A 19,798-nucleotide genomic window follows, 5' to 3' on the forward strand; every position below is an offset into this window, starting at 1 on the left:
TAAAGATTATGTGGTTATTATAGCAAAGAGGATACACCTGTTCCCATTCCGAACACAGAAGTTAAGCTCTTTAGCGCCGATGGTACTTGGTGGGAAGCTGCCTGGGAGAGTAGGACGTAGCCACGTAATCTTTTTTTATTTGAAAAAATTTAAATTTAATATAGAGGAAATCGATATCTAAAACTATTGCTATATAAAAAATCTATTTGTAATATTTTGAATATTAATGTAAAATTTTAATTGAAATCGTATATTAGGGAGGATTATTATGAAGAAGGTTTTACTATTATGTAGTATGGTGTTTTTAATGACATCATTAGTTTTAGTAGGGTGTAGCAAAGGAGAAGAAACTAGTAATGAAAAAAAGTATAATTATTATACTGCAGATCAACTTAAAGAAGCAATTGAGAAAAAAGAAGACATTACATTGTTAGATATACAAGTTGAAAAAGATTATAAGAAGCATCATATAAAAGGTGTAATTCCTACATATGCATATCCGGTAAAAACTGAAGAAGAAAAAGCTAAGTTAGATAAAATATTACCTCAATTAGAAGAAAATGAAAATCCAATAATAGTAGTGTGCCCAGGTGGTGGCGGTGGAGCTAAAAAAACTATAGATCATTTAGAGTCTAAAGGTATAAAAGCAGATAGATTGTTTATACTAGAAAATGGTCAAAAAGGTTGGCCTCATGATGAATTACTAGAAAAATAAATTTTAAGAGCTATTTTAATAAAAGATAGCTCTTTTTTATATGCTAGGTTAATTTATAGGAATATAATTATTCTTATAAATTTAAAAAATATTAAATTTATTTTCAATTTTTGTTTAAAGCAAATGTTGACGGGTATATATGTATTATAACAAGTTAATAAGAAATTAATATGAATTAATTTTAATTTATTAATATAGATAAGGTTAAAGGGAGGATTTTAATATGAAAAAGTTTGTTTGTACAATATGTGGATATATACATGAAGGAGAAATGCCACCAGAAGTGTGTCCTATATGTAAAGCGCCAGCTAGTAAGTTTGAGGAAATGAAAGGTGAAATGGTTTGGGCTGATGAACATAGAATAGGTGTAGCCCAAGGTGTTGATGAAGAAATAGTTGAAGGATTAAGAGCTAATTTTACAGGAGAATGTACAGAAGTAGGAATGTACTTAGCAATGAGTCGTCAAGCAGATAGAGAAGGATATCCAGAAGTAGCAGAAGCTTATAAGAGAATAGCATTTGAAGAAGCAGAACATGCAGCTAAATTTGCTGAATTATTAGGCGAAGTAGTAGTAGCAGATACTCAAGCTAACTTAAAAGCAAGAGTAGAAGCAGAATACGGAGCAACTGATGGAAAATTAAAATTAGCTAAGAAAGCTAAAGAATTAGGATTAGATGCTATACATGATACAGTTCATGAAATGTGTAAAGATGAAGCTAGACATGGTAAAGCATTCTTAGGTTTATTAAACAGACATTTTGGGAAATAATATAATAAGAGGAATTATATAATTCCTCTTATTATATTAACTAAAAATCAGAAAAATTTTGAAATTTATGATTTAATATAGTAATATAGGGTAGTATATATATGAGTAAAGTCAAAAGTTAACAAAATTAAAGGTTGAATTGATAGGGAAATTAATAAAAAGTTTATATAAATTTAGGAGGATTATAAATATGAAAAAATTTGTTTGTACAATATGTGGATATATACATGAAGGAGAAATGCCACCAGAAGTGTGCCCTATATGTAAAGCACCAGCTAGTAAGTTTGAAGAAATGAAAGGTGAAATGACTTGGGCTGATGAACATAGAATAGGTGTAGCACAAGGCGTAGATCCAGAAGTAGTAGAAGGATTAAGAGCTAACTTTGTAGGAGAATGTACAGAAGTAGGAATGTACTTAGCAATGAGTCGTCAAGCAGATAGAGAAGGATATCCAGAAGTAGCAGAAGCTTATAAGAGAATAGCATTTGAAGAAGCAGAACATGCAGCTAAATTTGCTGAATTATTAGGCGAAGTAGTAGTAGCAGATACTCAAGCTAACTTAAAAGCAAGAGTAGAAGCAGAATACGGAGCAACTGACGGAAAATTAAAATTAGCTAAGAAAGCTAAAGAATTAGGATTAGATGCTATACATGATACAGTTCATGAAATGTGTAAAGATGAAGCTAGACATGGTAAAGCATTCTTAGGATTATTAAATAGACATTTTGGGAAATAATATATAAAGGAGGAAATCTAAATAGATTTCTTCCTTATTTATTTTCAATATATTTAAGTAAATAGAAAGTATAAATTGCATTAGACAAAATACTAAATAGGCAATTTTAGTCGTTGGATGATGTATAAGAAATTAAATTAGTAAATATGGTTAAAGGATTTTATCAAACTAAATTTTTAGATAAATATCTTTATACTGTAATAATACTAGTTTAAATATAATATGATTAAAATATAAAGATATCTAAATATAAATAAAGGAGTAATAATATTTTTATAGAATACTATTACATATGATGAAAATTTAATATACTATATTATAGGTTTTTATTTATAAAATTAATAGGGAAAGAGGTTAAAATCCTCTGCAGCCCCCGCTACTGTTATGCTGATGAAACTTTTTATACCACTGTGACTTAATATAAGTTATGGGAAGGAAAAGTAGTAAGATGAAGCTAAGCCAGGAGACCTGCCTATAATATATAAATTAATTTCTTCGGGGTGAAGGAAAATAGTTTAAAATTTGTATATAATAAGTTGATGATGATTATTTTGTATACAAACTATTAAGTTATATTAATCCTAATCCCGGTATTGGGATTTTTTTATTTTAAATCCTAATATATAATTAAGCCCCTAATCTTATTAGATTAATATAAATAAAGAAATTATATTTTAGCCTAACTTTAGCTCCTTAGATTTTATCTAAGGAGTTTTTATTTAATTATAAAGACGATATGATTTTAAAGATTGTAAATTATGGATATCATTAATATGTAGAATTAATAAATTTGAATTAATATAGATAATAGATTAAAATATACATATAACATTGACTGTAGGAGGTAATTAATGGATATAGATTCGCTAAACCCCGCCCAAAAAGAAGCGGTACTTAAAACAGAAGGACCAGTACTTATATTAGCAGGAGCTGGATCTGGAAAAACGAGAGTTTTAACAACTAGAATAGCTCATCTTATGAAAAATAAAGGAGTACATCCTAGTAATATATTAGCAATAACATTCACAAATAAAGCGGCAAATGAAATGAAGGAAAGAGTTGAAGAAACCATAGATTCAGATGTAAAAGATATGTGGATAACAACTTTCCACTCATGCTGTGTTAGAATGCTTAGAAAAGATATAAATAGAATAGGCTATAATAGATCTTTTGTTATATATGATAGTTCAGACCAAGTAACTTTAGTTAAAGATTGTTTAAAAGAACTTAATTTAAGTGACAAAGCATTTGAGCCTAAAGTTGTTATAAGTTATATATCTGGAGCAAAAGATAAATTACTAACTCCTAAAGAATATAAGGATATGCATAGAAATGATGCTAGAATGAGTAAAATTGCTGATGTATATACACTTTATCAAGATAGATTAAAAAGAAATAGTGCACTTGACTTTGATGACTTAATAATAAAGACAGTAGAATTGTTAAAGACTGAAGAAAGTGTACTAGCTTATTATAGAAATAAATTTAAATATATAATGGTTGATGAGTATCAAGATACAAGCAAAGCTCAATATGAATTTATAAAATTATTAGCTAAAGAGCATCAAAATATATGTGTTGTTGGAGACGATGACCAAAGTATATATGGTTGGAGAGGTGCAGATATAAGAAATATACTTGAATTTGAAAGAGATTATGAAGATGTTCATGTTGTAAAATTAGAACAAAATTATAGATCAACTCAAGTCATATTGGATGCTGCAAATACAGTTATATCTAACAATATAGAAAGAAAAAGAAAAAAACTGTGGAGTGAGCAAAAAGAAGGGGAAAAAATAAAGATACAAGTTGCAAATGATGAAATGGAAGAAGCTGATTTTGTAGCTGATAATATATGGAGAATCCATAGAAAAGAAAATAAACCTTTCAAAGATTTTGCAGTACTATACAGAGCAAATGCACAGGCACGTGCTATAGAAGATGCTTTAAATAGAAGTCAAATACCTTATAATATATATGGTGGTACTAAATTCTATGAAAGAAAAGAGATAAAGGATTTAGTTGCTTATTTAAGAGTTCTTCAAAATGTACAAGATGATATATCTTTAAAAAGAATAATAAATGTACCTAAAAGAGGAATTGGACTTAGAACTATAGAAAAAATAGAAGATAGAGCAAGTTTAAGACAAGAAAGTATATTTTCTGTGCTTTTAGATGTAGATACTAATTCAGATATATCTACAAAAGCTAGAGCAAATATAAATGGATTTGTAGATTTAATAGGAACACTTAGAGTAATAAAAGATGCTTATTCCGTAAGTAAGCTTATAGAAAAGGTACTTGATGTTACAGGGTATTTAGATGAACTTGAAAAAGATAAAAGTGAAGAATCTCAAGATAGAATAGATAACTTAAAAGAGTTTATATCTATAGCTATAGAATTTGAAAATACTAGTGAAGAAAAAGATTTAGAAACTTTCTTAACTAATGTTGCTCTTACTTCTTCAGAAAGTGATGATGAAGAAGACGATAGAGTATCTCTTATGACTATACATACATCTAAAGGACTAGAGTTTCCTGTAGTTTATTTAGTTGGTATGGAAGAAGGATTATTCCCAATATCAAGGGCCGTAAGATCTATGAGTGAGTCAGATATAGAAGAGGAGAGAAGACTTTGCTATGTTGGGATAACAAGAGCTAAAAAAGAGTTATATATGACACTTACAAAGAAAAGAACTCTTTATGGAAAAACTAATCCATCTATACAATCAAGATTTATGGAGGAATTACCAGAAGAGTGCATAGAAAAATTAAATAAAGAGGAGCATGAGCTAAGTTATTCTAAAGCAAATTACAATATATTAGATAAGTATAAGCAAAAATATATGAAGTCTATGAATAAGGCAAATGTTGCAAGTAAGGTTAATGCTACTATAAAAGAAAGTAAAACTGAATCTAATGTTGATGATATAAAATTAGGTTCTAAGGTTCATCATCCTAAGTTTGGGGTAGGAACTGTAGTAGCAGCTTCTGGCTCTGATTTAACAATAGCTTTTAATAATCAAGGTATAAAGAAAATAAATAAAGAATACACTACATTAGATTTACTATAAAATTTAATATAATTAAGGGGGATTTAATATGAATTCAAAAGAATTTGCTAGAAATTTAATCGGGTTTATAGAGAAAAGTCCAACAGCTTTTCATTCAGTAGAAACATCAGAAGAATTATTAAAATTGAATGGATTTAAAAAACTTGATGCTAGAGACAAGTGGACTATAGAAAAAGGCGGAAAGTATTACACAACTAAAAATTCATCAGCTATAATAGCTTTTACTGTTGATACTGATAATTTAAAAGAGGATGGATTTAGAATAATAGGTTCTCATTCAGATTCACCTTCATTTAGAATTAAACCAAATCCAGAGATGGAAGTTGAAAAAACTTATTTAAAACTAAATACAGAATGCTATGGAGGACCTATATTAAACACTTGGTTAGATAGACCACTAGCTATAGCAGGTAGAGTTATATTAAAAGGAGAAGATATACTAAGACCTGTTGAAACTTTAATAAATATAAATAGACCTATATGTATAATACCTAATTTAGCTATACACATGAATAGACAAGTAAATGAAGGCGTAGCTTTAAATAAGCAAAAGGATATGTTGCCATTAGTAGGATTATTAAATGATACATTAGAAAAAGATAATTTCTTAATAAAAACTATAGCTAATGAGTTAGGAAGAAAAGTAGAAGAAATACTTGATTTTGATTTATTTTTATATGAATATGAAAAAGGTATGCTAATAGGACCAAATGAAGAAATGATATCTTGTGGAAGACTAGATAATTTATCTATGGCACATGCTAGTTTACATGCATTAATAGATTCTAAACCTTCAAGAGGCGTTAATGTAGTATCGGTATTTGACAATGAAGAAGTAGGAAGTTCAACTAAGCAAGGAGCAGATTCTAATATGCTAATAAATGTATTAGAAAGAATATCTTTATGTTTAGGTCAAAGTAGAGAAGAATTCTTTAGAAGCTTATATTCCTCATTTATAATATCTGCTGATCTTGCACATGCTGTTCATCCTAATGTTTCAGAAAAACATGATCCAACGAATAGAGCAGTTATGGGTAAAGGACCAGTTATAAAAATAAATGCAAATCAAGCATATACAAGTGATAGTCAATCTACAGCTGTTTATAAATCTATATGTAAAGAAGCTGGAGTTAATTGCCAAGAATTTGTTAATAGATCTGATGTAAGAGGTGGAAGTACAATAGGACCTATATCATCTACACATATAGATATACCATCAGTAGATGTAGGAAGTCCGATACTTGCTATGCATTCTATAAGAGAATTAGGATGTGTAGAAGATCATATGGATATATATAAAACTTTTAAAACATTTTATGAATTATAAAATTAATAAAAAAAGTTAAAGTTAGGGGATGTATAAAAAGTATTTTACTTTTAGACATCCCCTATAATCATTAATGAAAATAAATATAGGAAAAAGAATAGGAGTGATTTTAGATGAAGACAGGTTTATGCCTAGCAGGCGGAGGGGCTAAAGGAGCATTTCAAGCTGGAGTTATATATGGATTATATGAAAAAGGAATAAAATTTGATGCTATAGCTGGAACATCTATAGGGGCTATAAATGGATATTATATATACACAGAAAATGTTAACAAGTTGAAAGAAATGTGGATAAACATTCAGAAAATTGGTGAAAACGGTATCAAAATAGTTGATAATACTGTGGATAATTCTTTAGCAATTGATGAATTAAGAGGATTAATCAACAACTCAAGTTATTCAAAACCTTGCTATATCAATTATGTGGAAGTTGAAAATTCAAAATTAGAAGAAAAAATAGTAGATATATCTGAACTAAGTTATGAAGATGCATTATTAAGTATAAAATATAGTTCATTACTTCCGTTTAGACCGTCAAAAGAGTTAAAGCCTTTTGAACAATTTGGCAAAGATTTAATAGAGGGGTTATATGATGGATATAAATTAGATGGGGGTATATTAAATAATGTTTTAATAAAGCCCTTAATAGAAGCTAAAATGGATAAAATAATAGTTATAACTATGAAACATGATTATGAATTACCAGAAGATATAAAGAACATATATAAAGAGGAAGATATAATTATTATAAGACCAAATACTATATTTGAAAAAAATGCTACTCTAAGATTTGAAGGTGAGTTTTGTAAGAAGATATTTAATGAAGGTTATGAAATTGTAAAAAATATGGATATTAATTTGTAAATAACTACAATTATATTAAAAACATTGAATAAATTGTCGTATATTAGTATAATAAAAAAGTTCTAATTTTGAAATATAAAATATGGAGTTGATATAAATTATGGCAACTAAAAGAATTGCTGTACTAGGTGGACCTAGATGCGGAAAGACAACATTAATACAACACTTATATGTAGAAATGAAGATATCTGGATTAGATGTAGGATATGCTTTAGAATACTCTACTGAATATTTAAGAGATAAGGGTATGATAGAAACTATATCTGAGCAGTATGGTATATATTTAGGGCAAAAGAAAATAGAAGACGATTTATCAGCATTTGATTATGCACTTACAGATTATGCTACATTTGTACCTTACATATACGGTAGATTTATGCTAGGAGATAGAAAAAGAACTCAAAAAGAGATTCAAATTTTAAAGGATTTATATTGTTTAGCATTAGAAGATATACAAAACTATGATATGATAATATACGTTCCTAGAGAATTTGGATATGTTAAAGATGGAGTAAGATGGCAAGATGAAAGTATAGCTATTAAAATCGATGAAGCTATATTAAGTTTCTTAAAAGCAGAGAATATAAATTATATAGAAGTTTCAGGATCTACGAAAGATAGAGCTAAGCAAATATTAGATTTATTAGATATAAATTATGAAGAAACTGCATTATTAAATGAAAAATAAGCTACTAAAATAAGTAGCTTATTTTTGTGATTTTTTAGTGTTATTGGTATATAATATAAAATGAGAATATAAAACTCATAAGAAAGGAAGTACATAAAATGGAAAATAAAAATCCTATAGTAACTATAGAAATGGAAAATGGAAAGCAAATAAAAGTTGAGTTATATCCACATATAGCTCCAAATACAGTTAAAAACTTTGTATCTTTAGTAGAGTCAGGATACTATGATGGAGTTACATTCCACAGAGTTATACCTGGATTTATGATACAAGGAGGATGCCCTAATGGAAATGGAATGGGTGGACCTGGATACTCTATAAAAGGAGAATTTACTCAAAATGGACATACTAACAACTTAAAGCATGAAAGAGGAGTTATATCAATGGCTAGAACAATGGCTCCAAATTCTGCTGGTTCACAATTTTTCTTAATGCATGCAAATTCTCCACACCTAGATGGACAATATGCATCATTTGGTAGAATAATAGAAGGTCTTGATGTTGTAGATGAAATAGCTTCTGTTAAAACTGATAGAATGGATAAACCTCAAACTCCACAAGTAATGAAAAAAGTTACAGTTGAAACATTTGGAAAAGATTATTCTGACGTAGAAAAAATTTAATTGTATATTATATATGGTTATAAAAAAAAAGAGATTCTTAAGTTTAAGAATCTCTTTTTTTTATATTTTAAAATTATATATTTTTCTTAACTGCTTCTGTTAAATTTGGAACTAATTGTTTCTTTCTTGAAACCGCACCTTCAACAAATACTCCTTGAGAAGCATTTACTTTAAATGCATCAGATATTATTTTATCTTCAGCTTTGTATATTAAATATGAACCTTCTTTTATTATATCTGTTACTGCTAATAATAACATATCAAAGTCAGTTCCATTTATATAACTTAAAAATTCATCTTGCTTATTAAGAACTGCATCTATATCTAAAGTAAATACTTGTCCTATTCCTACCTTTTTGCCTTCCATATCAAATGGTTTAAAGTCCATATTTACTATTTCTTCAACAGTAAATCCATCTAATGATGTACCAGCTTTAAACATATCCATAGCGTATTTTTCAACATCTACTTTAACTATTTTATTTAATTCTTCAACAGCTTTTTTATCCATATCTGTAGTTGTTGGAGATTTAAATAATAATGTATCTGATAATATAGCAGACATTAAAAGACCAGCTATTTCATAAGGTATTTCAACATTATTTTCTTTAAACATTTGAGTTATTATTGTACAAGTACATCCAACAGGCATTAATCTCATTGATAAAGGAGTATCTGTTTTTAATCCTCCTAATTTATGATGATCAACAACTTCTACTAAATCAGCATCTTCTAGTCCATCTATGCTTTGTCCGTACTCATTGTGGTCAACTAATATAACTTGAGGTTTACCTTCTAGTACTAAGTTAGCATCATCAATGCATATATTTGATATAGAAGTTAATACAGTTGGGGCATCAACTTTGAAGTAGTCTAAAACGAATTGAGCTTCTTTTCTAACTTCTCCTAAAGCATAAGCCTTAGCTGATTGTCCTAATTTATTTTTTAAGTATGCTAAAGATATTGCTGAACAGATTGAATCTGTATCAGGATTTTTATGACCAAAAACTAATAAAGTCATTTTAAGTCTCCTTTCATATTTGAAAAAAATTATGTATTAATTTTTATTTAAGTATACAAATTTAAAACTTTTTAATCGTAACTTATATTATATCAAAAGGAGGGGAAATTTTGTTACAAAAACGTAAAAAAATTAATAACAATAAAGTTTTATTAATATTTATAATTATAGGAATCATATTGGGAATAACACTATCTTTAAAATTAATCTTTTCCGAAAAAGCTCCAAAAGATACATCGAAAGTATTAAATACTATAGAACAAGTATTAGAACTATCAACATCTAAATATAATTACAGCAATATAGTAACTATTAAGAAAGACAGAAGCTTTAAAAATATCAAGATACCTTTCACAGAAAAATCATTTATTATAAAGTACAATGGAGTAGTAAAGGGTGGTGTAAATTCAAAGGATATTACTATAGATAATGTAAAAAAAGACTCTATAACTGTAAATGTAGCAAAGTGTAGTATTATAGATCACTACATAGATGAAGAAAATATATTTATTTATGATGTAAAAAATGCATTATTTAATAGAGTAAAAACAAATGAAGTTATAGATGAATTGGCAAATAGTAAAAAAGAATATGAGAAAAAAATTATAAAAGAAGGCTTTATGAATGATATAAGTCGTAGTGTAAAAAAGAGTTTGGAAAATAGCTTGAAGAACTTAGGGTATGAAGAAGTAATAATTAATTTTAAGTAATAAATATAATATAAAAAAATCCATCTGATTTTCAATAAATCAGATGGATTTTTTTATTTTAAGATACTAAAGTTAATATCAAAAATAATTAGATTATTATATATTTTACAACATTAAATAATGGATAAAAAATTAACAAAAAATGATTGACATTCTTTTTTGATAGGTATATTATATAAACATAAATATTGTTAAATAACTAACATTGAAATAAATAAACAACATTTTGGGAGGGTTTTAAAATGAGTAAAGAAGCTAAAAAAGTAGTAAATATGGGGACTAAGAAAGAATTAACAGCAGAAGAAAGAGTAAATGTTTTGGTCGAAAAAGCTAACAAGGCTAAAAAAGAGATGTTAAAATTAGACCAAAAAGCTGTAGATAAAATTGTTAAAGAAATGGCAAAGTGTGGTCTTGATAAACATATAGAACTTGCTCAACTAGCTGTAGATGAAACTCAAAGAGGGGTTTTTGAAGATAAAGTAACTAAAAATATATTTGCAACAGAGTACGTTTACAATAGTATAAAGTACAATAAAACTGTTGGAGTTATAGAAGAAAATGAAGAAGAAAATTATAAATTAATAGCAGAACCTATAGGAGTTATAGCAGGAGTAACGCCAGTTACTAACCCAACTTCAACAACAATGTTTAAATCTATAATAGCTATGAAAAGTAGAAACCCAATAATATTTAGCTTCCATCCATCAGCTCAAAAGTCTTCATCTGAAGCTGCGAAAGTAGTAAGAGATGCTGCAATAGCTGCTGGAGCCCCAAAAGATTGTATCCAATGGATAGAAGAACCTTCAATAGAAGCTTCAAATGCATTAATGAAAAATGATGGGGTATCATTAATACTAGCAACAGGGGGACCTGGTATGGTAAAAGCTGCATACTCTTCTGGAAAACCAGCATTAGGAGTTGGAGCAGGTAACGTACCTTGTTACATAGAAAAAACTGCTGATATTAAACAAGCAGTAAACGATTTAATATTATCAAAAACATTTGATAATGGAATGATATGTGCTTCAGAACAAGCCGTAATAATAGATGAAGAAATATATGATGACGTAGTAGCTTTAATGAAAGCTTATGATTGCTACTTTGTAAATAAAGAAGAAAAGAAATTACTAGAAGGTTTAGTTATAAATAAAGAAACTTGTACAATAAATGCTAATATAGTAGGTCAAAGTGCATATAAAATAGCTGAAATGGCAGGAATAAAAAATGCTCCAAAGGATACAAAAATATTAGTTGCAGAGTTAGAAGGGGTAGGACATGACTATCCTTTATCTAGGGAAAAATTAAGTCCAGTATTAGCTTGCTATAAAGTAAAAGGTTATAAAGAAGGAATACAAAGATGTGTTGAAATGACAGAGTTTGGAGGTCTTGGACACTCCGCTGTTATTCACTCACACAACGATGATATAATATTAGAATTTGGTGAAAAGGTTAGAACAGGTAGATTACTTGTTAATGCACCATCAACTCACGGTGCTATAGGGGATATATATAATGTAAATATGCCATCATTAACGTTAGGATGTGGATCTATGGGTAATAACTCAACAACAGACAATGTATCAGCAGTAAACTTAATAAATGTTAAAAAAGTTACTATGAGAAGAAACAATATGCAATGGTTTAGAATACCTGAAAGAGTTTACCATGAATTTGGTTCAGTAAGCTATTTAGAAAAAATGGCAGATACTAATAGAGTAATGATAGTTACAGATAGAATGATGGTTCAGTTAGGGTATGTAGATAAGTTAACTTACCATTTAAGAAAAAGAAATAATCCAGTAATGATAGAAGTATTTGCAGATGTTGAACCAGATCCATCAGTAGAAACTGTATTAAATGGTGCAAATGTTATGAGACAATTTAAACCAGATACAATAATAGCTTTAGGTGGAGGTTCATCAATGGATGCAGCTAAAGGTATGTGGTTATTCTATGAAAACCCTGAAGTTGACTTTGATGACTTAAGATTAAGATTTATGGATATAAGAAAAAGAGTATTTAAATTCCCTAAACTAGGAAGACAAGCTAAATTAGTAGCTATACCAACTACATCAGGAACAGGTTCAGAGGTTACATCTTTTGCAGTTGTTACAGATAAAGTTAACAATGTTAAATATCCTTTAGCAGATTATGAATTAACTCCAGATATAGCAATAATAGATCCAAACTTTGTAATGACTGTACCAAAATCTGTTACAGCAGATACAGGAGTAGATGTATTAACTCACGCTATAGAAGCTTATGTTTCTGTAATGGCTACTGATTACACAGATGCATTAGCTATAAAAGCAATAGAAATGGTATTTGAATATCTTCCAAGAGCATATAAAGATGGAAGTGACAGAGAAGCAAGAGAGAAAATGCATAATGCATCATGTATGGCAGGAATGGCATTTGCAAATGCATTCTTAGGTATAAACCATTCATTAGCTCATAAGCTTGGTTCAGAATTCCATATACCACATGGTAGAGCAAATGCAGTTTTATTACCTTATGTTATAAGATATAATGCTACTAAACCAACTAAGTTCTCTGCATTCCCTAAATACAAATCATTTGTAGCTGATAAAAAATATGCAGAAATAGCTAAGTATATAGGTCTTAAAGCTAATACTACTGAAGAAGGTGTAAATAATTTAATAGATGCTATAAACAAATTATTAGTTGAATTAAATATACCTAAAACTATAGCTGAATGTGGAGTGAGTGAAAAAGACTTTATGGCATCAGTTGATAAATTAGCATTAGATGCATTTGATGATCAATGTACTCCAGCAAATCCAAGATATCCATTAGTATCTGAATTAAAAGATATATACTTAACTGCTTTTGGAAAAGGTGAAAATAAATAAAGGCTATATGAGAAAATTAGAATTTTAGAGAAGATAAATTTATTAATCTAAATTATTGAATTGTATTTTATTAACAACATATAAAATTAAAAGGGGCCTATTAAGGCCCCCTTATTATTTTATAGTAAATTTTTATAAAGATAGTTTCTTTTTACTAAATATTACTTTTTCATGATTATTTTTAATACATATACTAGAATCAGCACAATTGATTTCAAAATTTGCAAATGCGGAAAATAAATCTATATCTCTCATAAAGTGAACCGTCATTGAATTACTAGATTTATTAAATCTCAGTATAATGGACCTAACAAAAGGAAATTGAACTCTAGATGAAAAGAAGCTATTATCAGAGCAATCTATATCTACACTTCTATAATTGACATCAATGAATAAATCAACATCATCATTCTCTTCTCTTATAATTCTATAATCAAAATCTGTATCTAAGTTTAAGTTATATATTTTTATCATAAACAACAGCTCCTTTTTAATAATTACTTAGTAAATTATTATATATTATATATTAAAAATAACAATATATATAATAAAAAAAAGAGCTTTCATAGGGGAATGAAAGCTCATAATTGGGGGAGATTGAGTTAAATATTGTTTATATACTAGTATTATTAACAATATTTATAGTTTTATACAGAAAAAATAAAAAAGTATAAAAATATCCCTAACAAATTGTTAGGGATATAAAACTATCTTTTATTAACAAATTTAGGACCTAAATACTTTCTTATTTCTTCTTCTGGAGAGAAGTCATCTATTAAAATTTCTCTTCCACTGTCTTCTAATATAACTAAAACTTCACAGTCACCTTGTAAGAAGAATTTTCTAACTGTTTCTTCTCTTACTTCTCTGATTTTAGTTACATTTTTTTTCTTTTTCTCGTAGTCTTTTGTATAGTAACTTTCCATCATATTTATAACCTTAGTATATCTATTCATATAAAGTACCTCCTATAAAATTCAAAAAAATGTGTTATAATAATTGTTTGTATTAACCTAATAATTATAACAAGGAGTAATAATAATGGCTAGCCTAAAAAAGATTGATATAGAGAAAAGCATAGAGTTTGCTAAAAACAATGGTTTAATCAGTGAATTAAATAAAGTATATGAAACTGTACCAAGTGGAGATTGCACTGGATGTGGAAATTGTTGTATGGAATCAGTAGGTATAAACTTAGTAGAGTTTATAAATATATATAACCACTTAAAAAACAATAAAGATTTAAGAAAAAGATGTTTAGACAAGGTAATAGATTATTACTTCTTAGAGTATATAAAAAAGAGTCCGTGTCCTTTTAAAGATGAAGACAACAGATGTTTAATATATGAAGTTAGACCTTTAAATTGTAGGATTTATGGACACTGGATTAAAAGCGATTATAATTTGAATTTAAACAATATAAATAAGAGAAATAAAGATTATGCAAATTTAATAAAATCTAAATATGGTTTTGATATTAATGATGATGTTGTAAATTATAAAATAAACTATTGTGAAGATTTTAAACCAAGTGAGAGATACTTAGAAAAGCATGAAAGATTAAATTTTTCTGATTCATTAATGATTTTAGATTCTAAGATATATTCAAGTGGAGTTATTGATATAGAATTTAAAGATAGAGGTATCGTTGAATATTTTATAGAGTCTTTATTATATGAAGATGTGGCGTATAATATAAAGATAAAGGTATCAAAAGACGAAAATATTAGGAGTAGGGCATTAAGAAGATTAAAAAAAATAGTATTGTAAGGTGATTCTAATGAGGCTAATAAATATAAAGGGAAACTCTTTTTATATAAAAGGTGGTACTAATACAGGCGTTTATATATTTGAAGACAAAAGTGCACTAATTATAGACCCAGGATTACCAGGAGCTAGACCAAGAAATATAATAAGAGACCTTGAAAAAGATGGCATAGAAGTAAAATGGATAATAAATACACATGAACATAATGATCATTATGGTGCAGGTTATCAATTCAAAGATAAATTTAAAGATCTGATTAACATGTCTAGTAAAGATAGTAAACCTTATATTGATAATCCAATTTTATTTTCAGCATATATAATGGGTGGAAACACTAATGAGTTTTTAAATACTATACTAACAAATAAAAATATGGAAACAGTTAATATAGATAAAACAATAGAACCAGGTAGAATTATAATAAATAATGAATATATAGATATAATAGATTTAAAAGGACATACACTAGGGTCTATAGGTGTTCTTACTAAAGATAAAGTATTTTTCATAGGTGATACATTAGTAAGTGAAGAGCTACTAAGTAAATTTGAATTGTTATTTTTATTTGATATAGAAGCCTATTTAAAATCATTAAGCATATTAGAAATTATAGACTTTGAGTATGTTGTATTAGGTCATGGAAAAAAAGTATTAAGTAGAAATGAAGCCTTAGAATTGGCTAAAAAACATGAACTTTGTGTAATGAAATATTTAAATCAATTAAGAGAATTAACTAAAGAACCTAAAAATTTAGAATCTATATTAAAAACTATATTAAACAATAATAAATTAAGTTATAATTATAAAGAATATCATTTTTTTAAGTCAACATTGGTAAGTATGATAAGTTACTTAACAAAATTAGGAGAACTAAATTATGATTTAAGAGATGGAGATGTTCTTTATTATACAAAATGATTAGAAATTATGTTAAAATATAGAAGTTGGTAAATTTGAAAATAAAGGGTGAGAAATAATGGAATACGAAAAGTGGGATAAGATACTTGTTCCTTATGAACACGCTGTTGAAGAACTTAAAGTTAAGTTTAAGAATATAAGAAAAGAGCTTTTAAAAAAAGGAGAATATTCTCCTATAGAGTTTGTAACAGGTAGAACGAAAAAAATAGCATCAATAATATCTAAAGCAAAAAGATTAGATATTTCAGATATAGAGGAAATGGAAGATATAGCTGGTATAAGAATAATGTGCCAGTTTGTTGAAGATATATATACAATAGTTGAACTTATAAGATCAAGAAATGATATGAAAATAGTTTATGAGAAAGACTATATAGAAAATTTTAAAGATAGTGGATATAGAAGTTATCATGTAATAATAAAATATCCTATAAATACAGCACACGGATATAAGGAAATTTTATGTGAAATACAAATAAGAACATTAGCTATGAACTTTTGGGCAACTATAGAACATTCATTAAAATATAAATATGAACATTACATACCAGAAGACTTAGCAATGAGATTAAGAAGAGCAGCTGATGCAGCATTTTTATTAGATCAAGAAATGAGTGAAATTAGAGAACATATAATGAAAGCTCAAGTAATGTATCAAGTAAAATCTATAACAGTAAGAGATGTATTAGGTAAGATACAAGAATTATATGATCTAGGAGAAACTCAAAAAGCTATAATATATCAAAGAAGATTAGATAAAATTGATAGTGAGAAAGATATAACTGAAATAATAGCTCTAAAAAGTGAGATAGATACTTTGTTAGAAGGGTATAATAAAAAAAGAAGAGGGTAGAAATCTCGCTTCTTTTTTTAATTTTAAAATAAAGAAAGGACATTAATATGAGTTTATATGCAATAGGAGATTTACATTTTTCAACTGCAGTTAATAAACCTATGAATATATTCGGAGACAATTGGGATAATCACGAAGAAAAAATAATTAATAGTTGGAAAAGCCAAGTTAAAGATGATGATATAGTGTTAGTTGTAGGAGATACATCTTGGGGTATAAATATGAATGAAGCGGAGCAAGATTTAGATATAATACATAAACTTCCTGGCAAAAAGATATTTGTAAAAGGGAATCATGACTATTGGTGGACTACTGTAACTAAATTGAATAAGCTTTATGAAAATATGAGTTTTTTGCAAAACAATTTTTACTCATATAAAGATTATGCTATCTGTGGAACTAGAGGTTGGATATGCCCAAATGACTTTAAGTTCACACAAGAAGATGAAAAAATTTATAAAAGGGAAGCTCATAGGTTAAAGCTTTCTTTAGATGCAGCTAAAAAAGCAGGATTTAAAAAAATAATTGTAATAACTCATTATCCACCTACTAATGATAAATTAGAATCATCATTGTTTACAGATATATATGAAGAATATTGTGTTGAAAAAGTTATATATGGACATCTTCATGGTAAAGAATCTTTTAAGATGGGATTAGAAGGAATACGAAATGAAGTTGAATATAAATTGGTATCATGTGATTATACAAATTTTAATATAATAAAAATTATGGATTAATTAATATAATCTGGTAAATACTATAAGATATGGTTAGCCTAATACATAAAATTTATGTAAAGGAGTTGTTAATGTGAGATGGGCATTAGTAATTTTAATCTTATATATATTACCGTTATGGACTTTATTTAAAAATAGAAGAGATTTTAAACGAGCTAGTATATATGGGAGTATCTATATAGTTATTGCCAGTGTTATAGTAATTAGTAATATATATATAAGTACATTAAATAAAATGGAAGATATGTTAGATTATAAAGCATATGCATTAGATGAAAAATATACAAATGTATCAAATAAAAAAAATCCAAAAAAATCAAATGAAAACAAATCTAAAGTTAATAAAGAGATTTTAGAGGAAGATATAGAAGATAACAAAATAAATAAAGATTATAATAAATCAAAAAATGCCAAACCAAAAGAAAAAAGTGATAAAGAGATTATAAATAAATTCAAAGAAAATATTTATTCTATAGAAAGAAAAGCTTTAGTTCCTATGAGAGAATGTATGCCGGATATGAAGCATTTAAAAATTAACTCTGAAACAATAAAAAATGCAAAAAAAGATGTTTCCTATGCTAAAGATATGTGTGAAGAAGTAGTTAAAACATATGAAAAGATGAAAGTACCAAATCTTTCAAATGATAAAGATACTAAAAAACTAGCACAATCAAAGATGTATGTACAAAAAGCATATATCTTAAGAGGAAAGGCTATGGATTCAGCTCAAAGTTTATTAAAAAGTAAAAATTTAAAGTATGTAGGAGAAATAAAAGAATATTTAAGGCTATCAGATATAGAAATAAAGAGATTTGTAGATACTATTAAAAAAATATAAAACAATTGAAAAATAATGTTGAACGTGAAACATTTTTTGGAAAAGCTTGTGAATACACAAGTTTTTTCTTTTATATACATATACTAATAGTACGGTTTTGATTTATAATATGTATTGTGATATAATGTCTTAACCATAAAAATAAGGTATCAACTGGAGGTAGAGATGGGAAAGTTAAACATATGTATAGATATAGATGGAACAATAACTAATCCATATCATTTTATTCCATATTTAAATGATATGTATAATAAACAAATAACAGAAGCTGAATGTATAACTCATAAATTAGAAGAACTATATGAAGTTAAACTAGATGACTTATTAAAAGCTTTCCATACAGATTATATTTACGCATATAAAGAAGCTAATGTGGTAGAAGGTGCAAAAGAAGTAATAAAAGATTTAAATGAAAATCATAATTTATATTTTGTAACAGCTAGAGATGAAATGTTAAAAGATATAACACAAGGATGGCTAAATGAAAATGATTTAGGCTATATAGATGTTCATTTATTAGGAAGTGATTATAAAGTTAATAAAGCTAAAGAATTAGAATGTAATATTTTCATAGAAGATAATCCAAGTAATGCTATGCAATTAGCTCAAGAGGGATTAACAGTATTATTAATAGATAATAATTACAATAAAGATATCGATAATGAAAATATAATAAGAGTGAGTAGTTGGAATGATATAAAAGACTTTATACTTAATATGAAGTAAATAGATAGATTGGGGGGAGGTAAATAATTGTTAGAAGTAAAATTAAAACAAAATCAAGAAACCCTAAATATAAAAAGTATAGATATAAAAGAAATGCTAAATCAACGTGAAGACTTTGCTAGTGTGCAAGATATATCGACTAATATAAAAGAAGATAGTATAATGGCATTTGACTGTCAGTTAGATGACACTATATTTTCAGTAGATGAAATAAATGAATTATTGGAAGAATTGGGTGAAGATGCTAATATAGAAGATATTCAAATTTTATTTGAAGATGTAAGAGCTTTTGTAAAAGATGTAACAGATGAAATTGAATCTGATTTAAGAGAGCGATACTTAGATGATAATATAAGATGTTTTTTTAATGTTTATAGTATAGATGAGACATTTACTGATTTTAAGCTAGTATTTGTAATAAGTTTTAAGAAAATAAGTATAGCATCACTTACAAGTTTAGCTAATTTGTTAGGTAAAAAACAGTTAAACGGAGCATCTAAGTTTTATAGTTAATAAATTAAAATTAAAAAAGGGATGTCTCAAAATGAATAATATT

Annotated in this window: 20 protein-coding genes, 1 rRNA gene and 1 riboswitch; of the genes, 18 read left to right on the top strand and 3 right to left on the bottom strand. The window is 27.2% G+C overall.

Annotated features, from left to right (window positions below):
• The first annotated feature begins 9 nt into the window (after positions 1-9).
• From rrf to H8891_RS10615, 9 genes are all read left to right on the top strand, one after another.
• A 5S ribosomal RNA gene (gene rrf, locus H8891_RS10575) occupies positions 10-126 on the top strand.
• A 142-nt stretch (positions 127-268) separates the two neighbouring features.
• Entirely contained in the window at positions 269-715 is a 447-nt protein-coding gene (locus tag H8891_RS10580; protein ID WP_207723614.1) for a rhodanese-like domain-containing protein, read from the top strand.
• Between the two features lie 223 nt (positions 716-938).
• The gene (locus tag H8891_RS10585; protein WP_187006434.1) at positions 939-1,484 is read left to right on the top strand and encodes an NADH peroxidase; all 546 of its coding nucleotides are present in this window, start codon (positions 939-941) and stop codon (positions 1,482-1,484) included.
• A 190-nt stretch (positions 1,485-1,674) separates the two neighbouring features.
• Positions 1,675-2,220: an NADH peroxidase gene (locus tag H8891_RS10590; protein ID WP_147546943.1), complete on the top strand. Its 546-nt coding sequence runs from the start codon at positions 1,675-1,677 to the stop codon at positions 2,218-2,220.
• Positions 2,221-2,523: 303 nt separating this feature from the next.
• Positions 2,524-2,710, top strand: a riboswitch (cobalamin riboswitch).
• A gap of 361 nt (positions 2,711-3,071) precedes the next feature.
• A complete protein-coding gene (gene pcrA, locus H8891_RS10595) occupies positions 3,072-5,294 on the top strand; it encodes a DNA helicase PcrA (RefSeq protein ID WP_187006435.1) in 2,223 nt (740 codons plus the stop codon).
• A gap of 28 nt (positions 5,295-5,322) precedes the next feature.
• A complete protein-coding gene (locus H8891_RS10600; protein WP_187006436.1) occupies positions 5,323-6,621 on the top strand; it encodes a M18 family aminopeptidase in 1,299 nt (432 codons plus the stop codon).
• 113 nt (positions 6,622-6,734) lie between these two features.
• Entirely contained in the window at positions 6,735-7,484 is a 750-nt protein-coding gene (locus tag H8891_RS10605; RefSeq protein WP_187006437.1) for a patatin-like phospholipase family protein, read from the top strand.
• Positions 7,485-7,584: 100 nt separating this feature from the next.
• The gene (locus H8891_RS10610) at positions 7,585-8,172 is read left to right on the top strand and encodes an AAA family ATPase (protein WP_187006438.1); all 588 of its coding nucleotides are present in this window, start codon (positions 7,585-7,587) and stop codon (positions 8,170-8,172) included.
• Positions 8,173-8,270: 98 nt separating this feature from the next.
• Positions 8,271-8,795 carry a peptidylprolyl isomerase gene (locus H8891_RS10615; protein WP_187006439.1) on the top strand — a complete coding sequence of 175 codons (525 nt, stop codon included), beginning with the start codon at positions 8,271-8,273 and terminating at the stop codon, positions 8,793-8,795.
• 73 nt (positions 8,796-8,868) lie between these two features.
• On the opposite strand, the gene H8891_RS10620 is transcribed toward H8891_RS10615, so the two are convergent.
• Positions 8,869-9,816, bottom strand: coding sequence for a manganese-dependent inorganic pyrophosphatase (locus tag H8891_RS10620; RefSeq protein WP_187006440.1), 948 nt, complete (start codon positions 9,814-9,816; stop codon positions 8,869-8,871).
• A gap of 110 nt (positions 9,817-9,926) precedes the next feature.
• Between H8891_RS10620 and H8891_RS10625 the strand changes: the two genes are divergently transcribed.
• Both H8891_RS10625 and adhE read left to right on the top strand, forming a co-directional pair.
• Entirely contained in the window at positions 9,927-10,526 is a 600-nt protein-coding gene (locus H8891_RS10625; RefSeq protein WP_187006441.1) for a DUF4230 domain-containing protein, read from the top strand.
• A gap of 242 nt (positions 10,527-10,768) precedes the next feature.
• Entirely contained in the window at positions 10,769-13,399 is a 2,631-nt protein-coding gene (gene adhE, locus H8891_RS10630) for a bifunctional acetaldehyde-CoA/alcohol dehydrogenase (RefSeq protein WP_187006442.1), read from the top strand.
• Between the two features lie 132 nt (positions 13,400-13,531).
• Here the strand turns inward: adhE and H8891_RS10635 are convergent, their stop codons facing one another.
• Together H8891_RS10635 and H8891_RS10640 are read right to left on the bottom strand one after the other, a co-directional pair.
• Positions 13,532-13,873, bottom strand: coding sequence for a hypothetical protein (locus tag H8891_RS10635; protein ID WP_147546961.1), 342 nt, complete (start codon positions 13,871-13,873; stop codon positions 13,532-13,534).
• 233 nt (positions 13,874-14,106) lie between these two features.
• Positions 14,107-14,355, bottom strand: coding sequence for a hypothetical protein (locus tag H8891_RS10640; RefSeq protein ID WP_187006443.1), 249 nt, complete (start codon positions 14,353-14,355; stop codon positions 14,107-14,109).
• Positions 14,356-14,440: 85 nt separating this feature from the next.
• Between H8891_RS10640 and H8891_RS10645 the strand changes: the two genes are divergently transcribed.
• From H8891_RS10645 to H8891_RS10675, 7 genes are all read left to right on the top strand, one after another.
• Positions 14,441-15,169, top strand: a complete 729-nt coding sequence (locus H8891_RS10645; protein ID WP_147546965.1) for a YkgJ family cysteine cluster protein — start codon at positions 14,441-14,443, stop codon at positions 15,167-15,169.
• Between the two features lie 10 nt (positions 15,170-15,179).
• A complete protein-coding gene (locus H8891_RS10650; RefSeq protein ID WP_147546967.1) occupies positions 15,180-16,085 on the top strand; it encodes an MBL fold metallo-hydrolase in 906 nt (301 codons plus the stop codon).
• Between the two features lie 58 nt (positions 16,086-16,143).
• A complete protein-coding gene (locus H8891_RS10655; RefSeq protein WP_147546969.1) occupies positions 16,144-16,938 on the top strand; it encodes a GTP pyrophosphokinase in 795 nt (264 codons plus the stop codon).
• Positions 16,939-16,985: 47 nt separating this feature from the next.
• Positions 16,986-17,678, top strand: a complete 693-nt coding sequence (locus H8891_RS10660) for a metallophosphoesterase (RefSeq protein ID WP_187006444.1) — start codon at positions 16,986-16,988, stop codon at positions 17,676-17,678.
• A gap of 73 nt (positions 17,679-17,751) precedes the next feature.
• Positions 17,752-18,516, top strand: a complete 765-nt coding sequence (locus H8891_RS10665) for a methionine aminopeptidase family protein (RefSeq protein ID WP_187006445.1) — start codon at positions 17,752-17,754, stop codon at positions 18,514-18,516.
• 165 nt (positions 18,517-18,681) lie between these two features.
• Entirely contained in the window at positions 18,682-19,242 is a 561-nt protein-coding gene (locus tag H8891_RS10670) for a 5' nucleotidase, NT5C type (RefSeq protein ID WP_147546975.1), read from the top strand.
• A gap of 27 nt (positions 19,243-19,269) precedes the next feature.
• Positions 19,270-19,755, top strand: coding sequence for a hypothetical protein (locus tag H8891_RS10675; RefSeq protein ID WP_147546977.1), 486 nt, complete (start codon positions 19,270-19,272; stop codon positions 19,753-19,755).
• The last annotated feature ends 43 nt before the right edge of the window (positions 19,756-19,798 follow it).

Source organism: Paeniclostridium hominis, assembly GCF_014306135.1.
GTDB lineage: Bacteria > Bacillota > Clostridia > Peptostreptococcales > Peptostreptococcaceae > Paraclostridium > Paraclostridium hominis.

Excerpts from the sequence above, each read along its gene's own strand:
- H8891_RS10580 (WP_207723614.1), top strand. The coding sequence starts at position 269 with ATGAAGAAGGTTTTACTATTATGTAGTATGGTGTTTTTAATGACATCA.
- H8891_RS10585 (WP_187006434.1), top strand. The coding sequence starts at position 939 with ATGAAAAAGTTTGTTTGTACAATATGTGGATATATACATGAAGGAGAA.
- H8891_RS10590 (WP_147546943.1), top strand. The coding sequence starts at position 1,675 with ATGAAAAAATTTGTTTGTACAATATGTGGATATATACATGAAGGAGAA.
- pcrA (WP_187006435.1), top strand. The coding sequence starts at position 3,072 with ATGGATATAGATTCGCTAAACCCCGCCCAAAAAGAAGCGGTACTTAAA.
- H8891_RS10600 (WP_187006436.1), top strand. The coding sequence starts at position 5,323 with ATGAATTCAAAAGAATTTGCTAGAAATTTAATCGGGTTTATAGAGAAA.
- H8891_RS10605 (WP_187006437.1), top strand. The coding sequence starts at position 6,735 with ATGAAGACAGGTTTATGCCTAGCAGGCGGAGGGGCTAAAGGAGCATTT.
- H8891_RS10610 (WP_187006438.1), top strand. The coding sequence starts at position 7,585 with ATGGCAACTAAAAGAATTGCTGTACTAGGTGGACCTAGATGCGGAAAG.
- H8891_RS10615 (WP_187006439.1), top strand. The coding sequence starts at position 8,271 with ATGGAAAATAAAAATCCTATAGTAACTATAGAAATGGAAAATGGAAAG.
- H8891_RS10620 (WP_187006440.1), bottom strand. The coding sequence starts at position 9,816 with ATGACTTTATTAGTTTTTGGTCATAAAAATCCTGATACAGATTCAATC.
- adhE (WP_187006442.1), top strand. The coding sequence starts at position 10,769 with ATGAGTAAAGAAGCTAAAAAAGTAGTAAATATGGGGACTAAGAAAGAA.
- H8891_RS10635 (WP_147546961.1), bottom strand. The coding sequence starts at position 13,873 with ATGATAAAAATATATAACTTAAACTTAGATACAGATTTTGATTATAGA.
- H8891_RS10640 (WP_187006443.1), bottom strand. The coding sequence starts at position 14,355 with ATGAATAGATATACTAAGGTTATAAATATGATGGAAAGTTACTATACA.
- H8891_RS10645 (WP_147546965.1), top strand. The coding sequence starts at position 14,441 with ATGGCTAGCCTAAAAAAGATTGATATAGAGAAAAGCATAGAGTTTGCT.
- H8891_RS10650 (WP_147546967.1), top strand. The coding sequence starts at position 15,180 with ATGAGGCTAATAAATATAAAGGGAAACTCTTTTTATATAAAAGGTGGT.
- H8891_RS10655 (WP_147546969.1), top strand. The coding sequence starts at position 16,144 with ATGGAATACGAAAAGTGGGATAAGATACTTGTTCCTTATGAACACGCT.
- H8891_RS10660 (WP_187006444.1), top strand. The coding sequence starts at position 16,986 with ATGAGTTTATATGCAATAGGAGATTTACATTTTTCAACTGCAGTTAAT.
- H8891_RS10670 (WP_147546975.1), top strand. The coding sequence starts at position 18,682 with ATGGGAAAGTTAAACATATGTATAGATATAGATGGAACAATAACTAAT.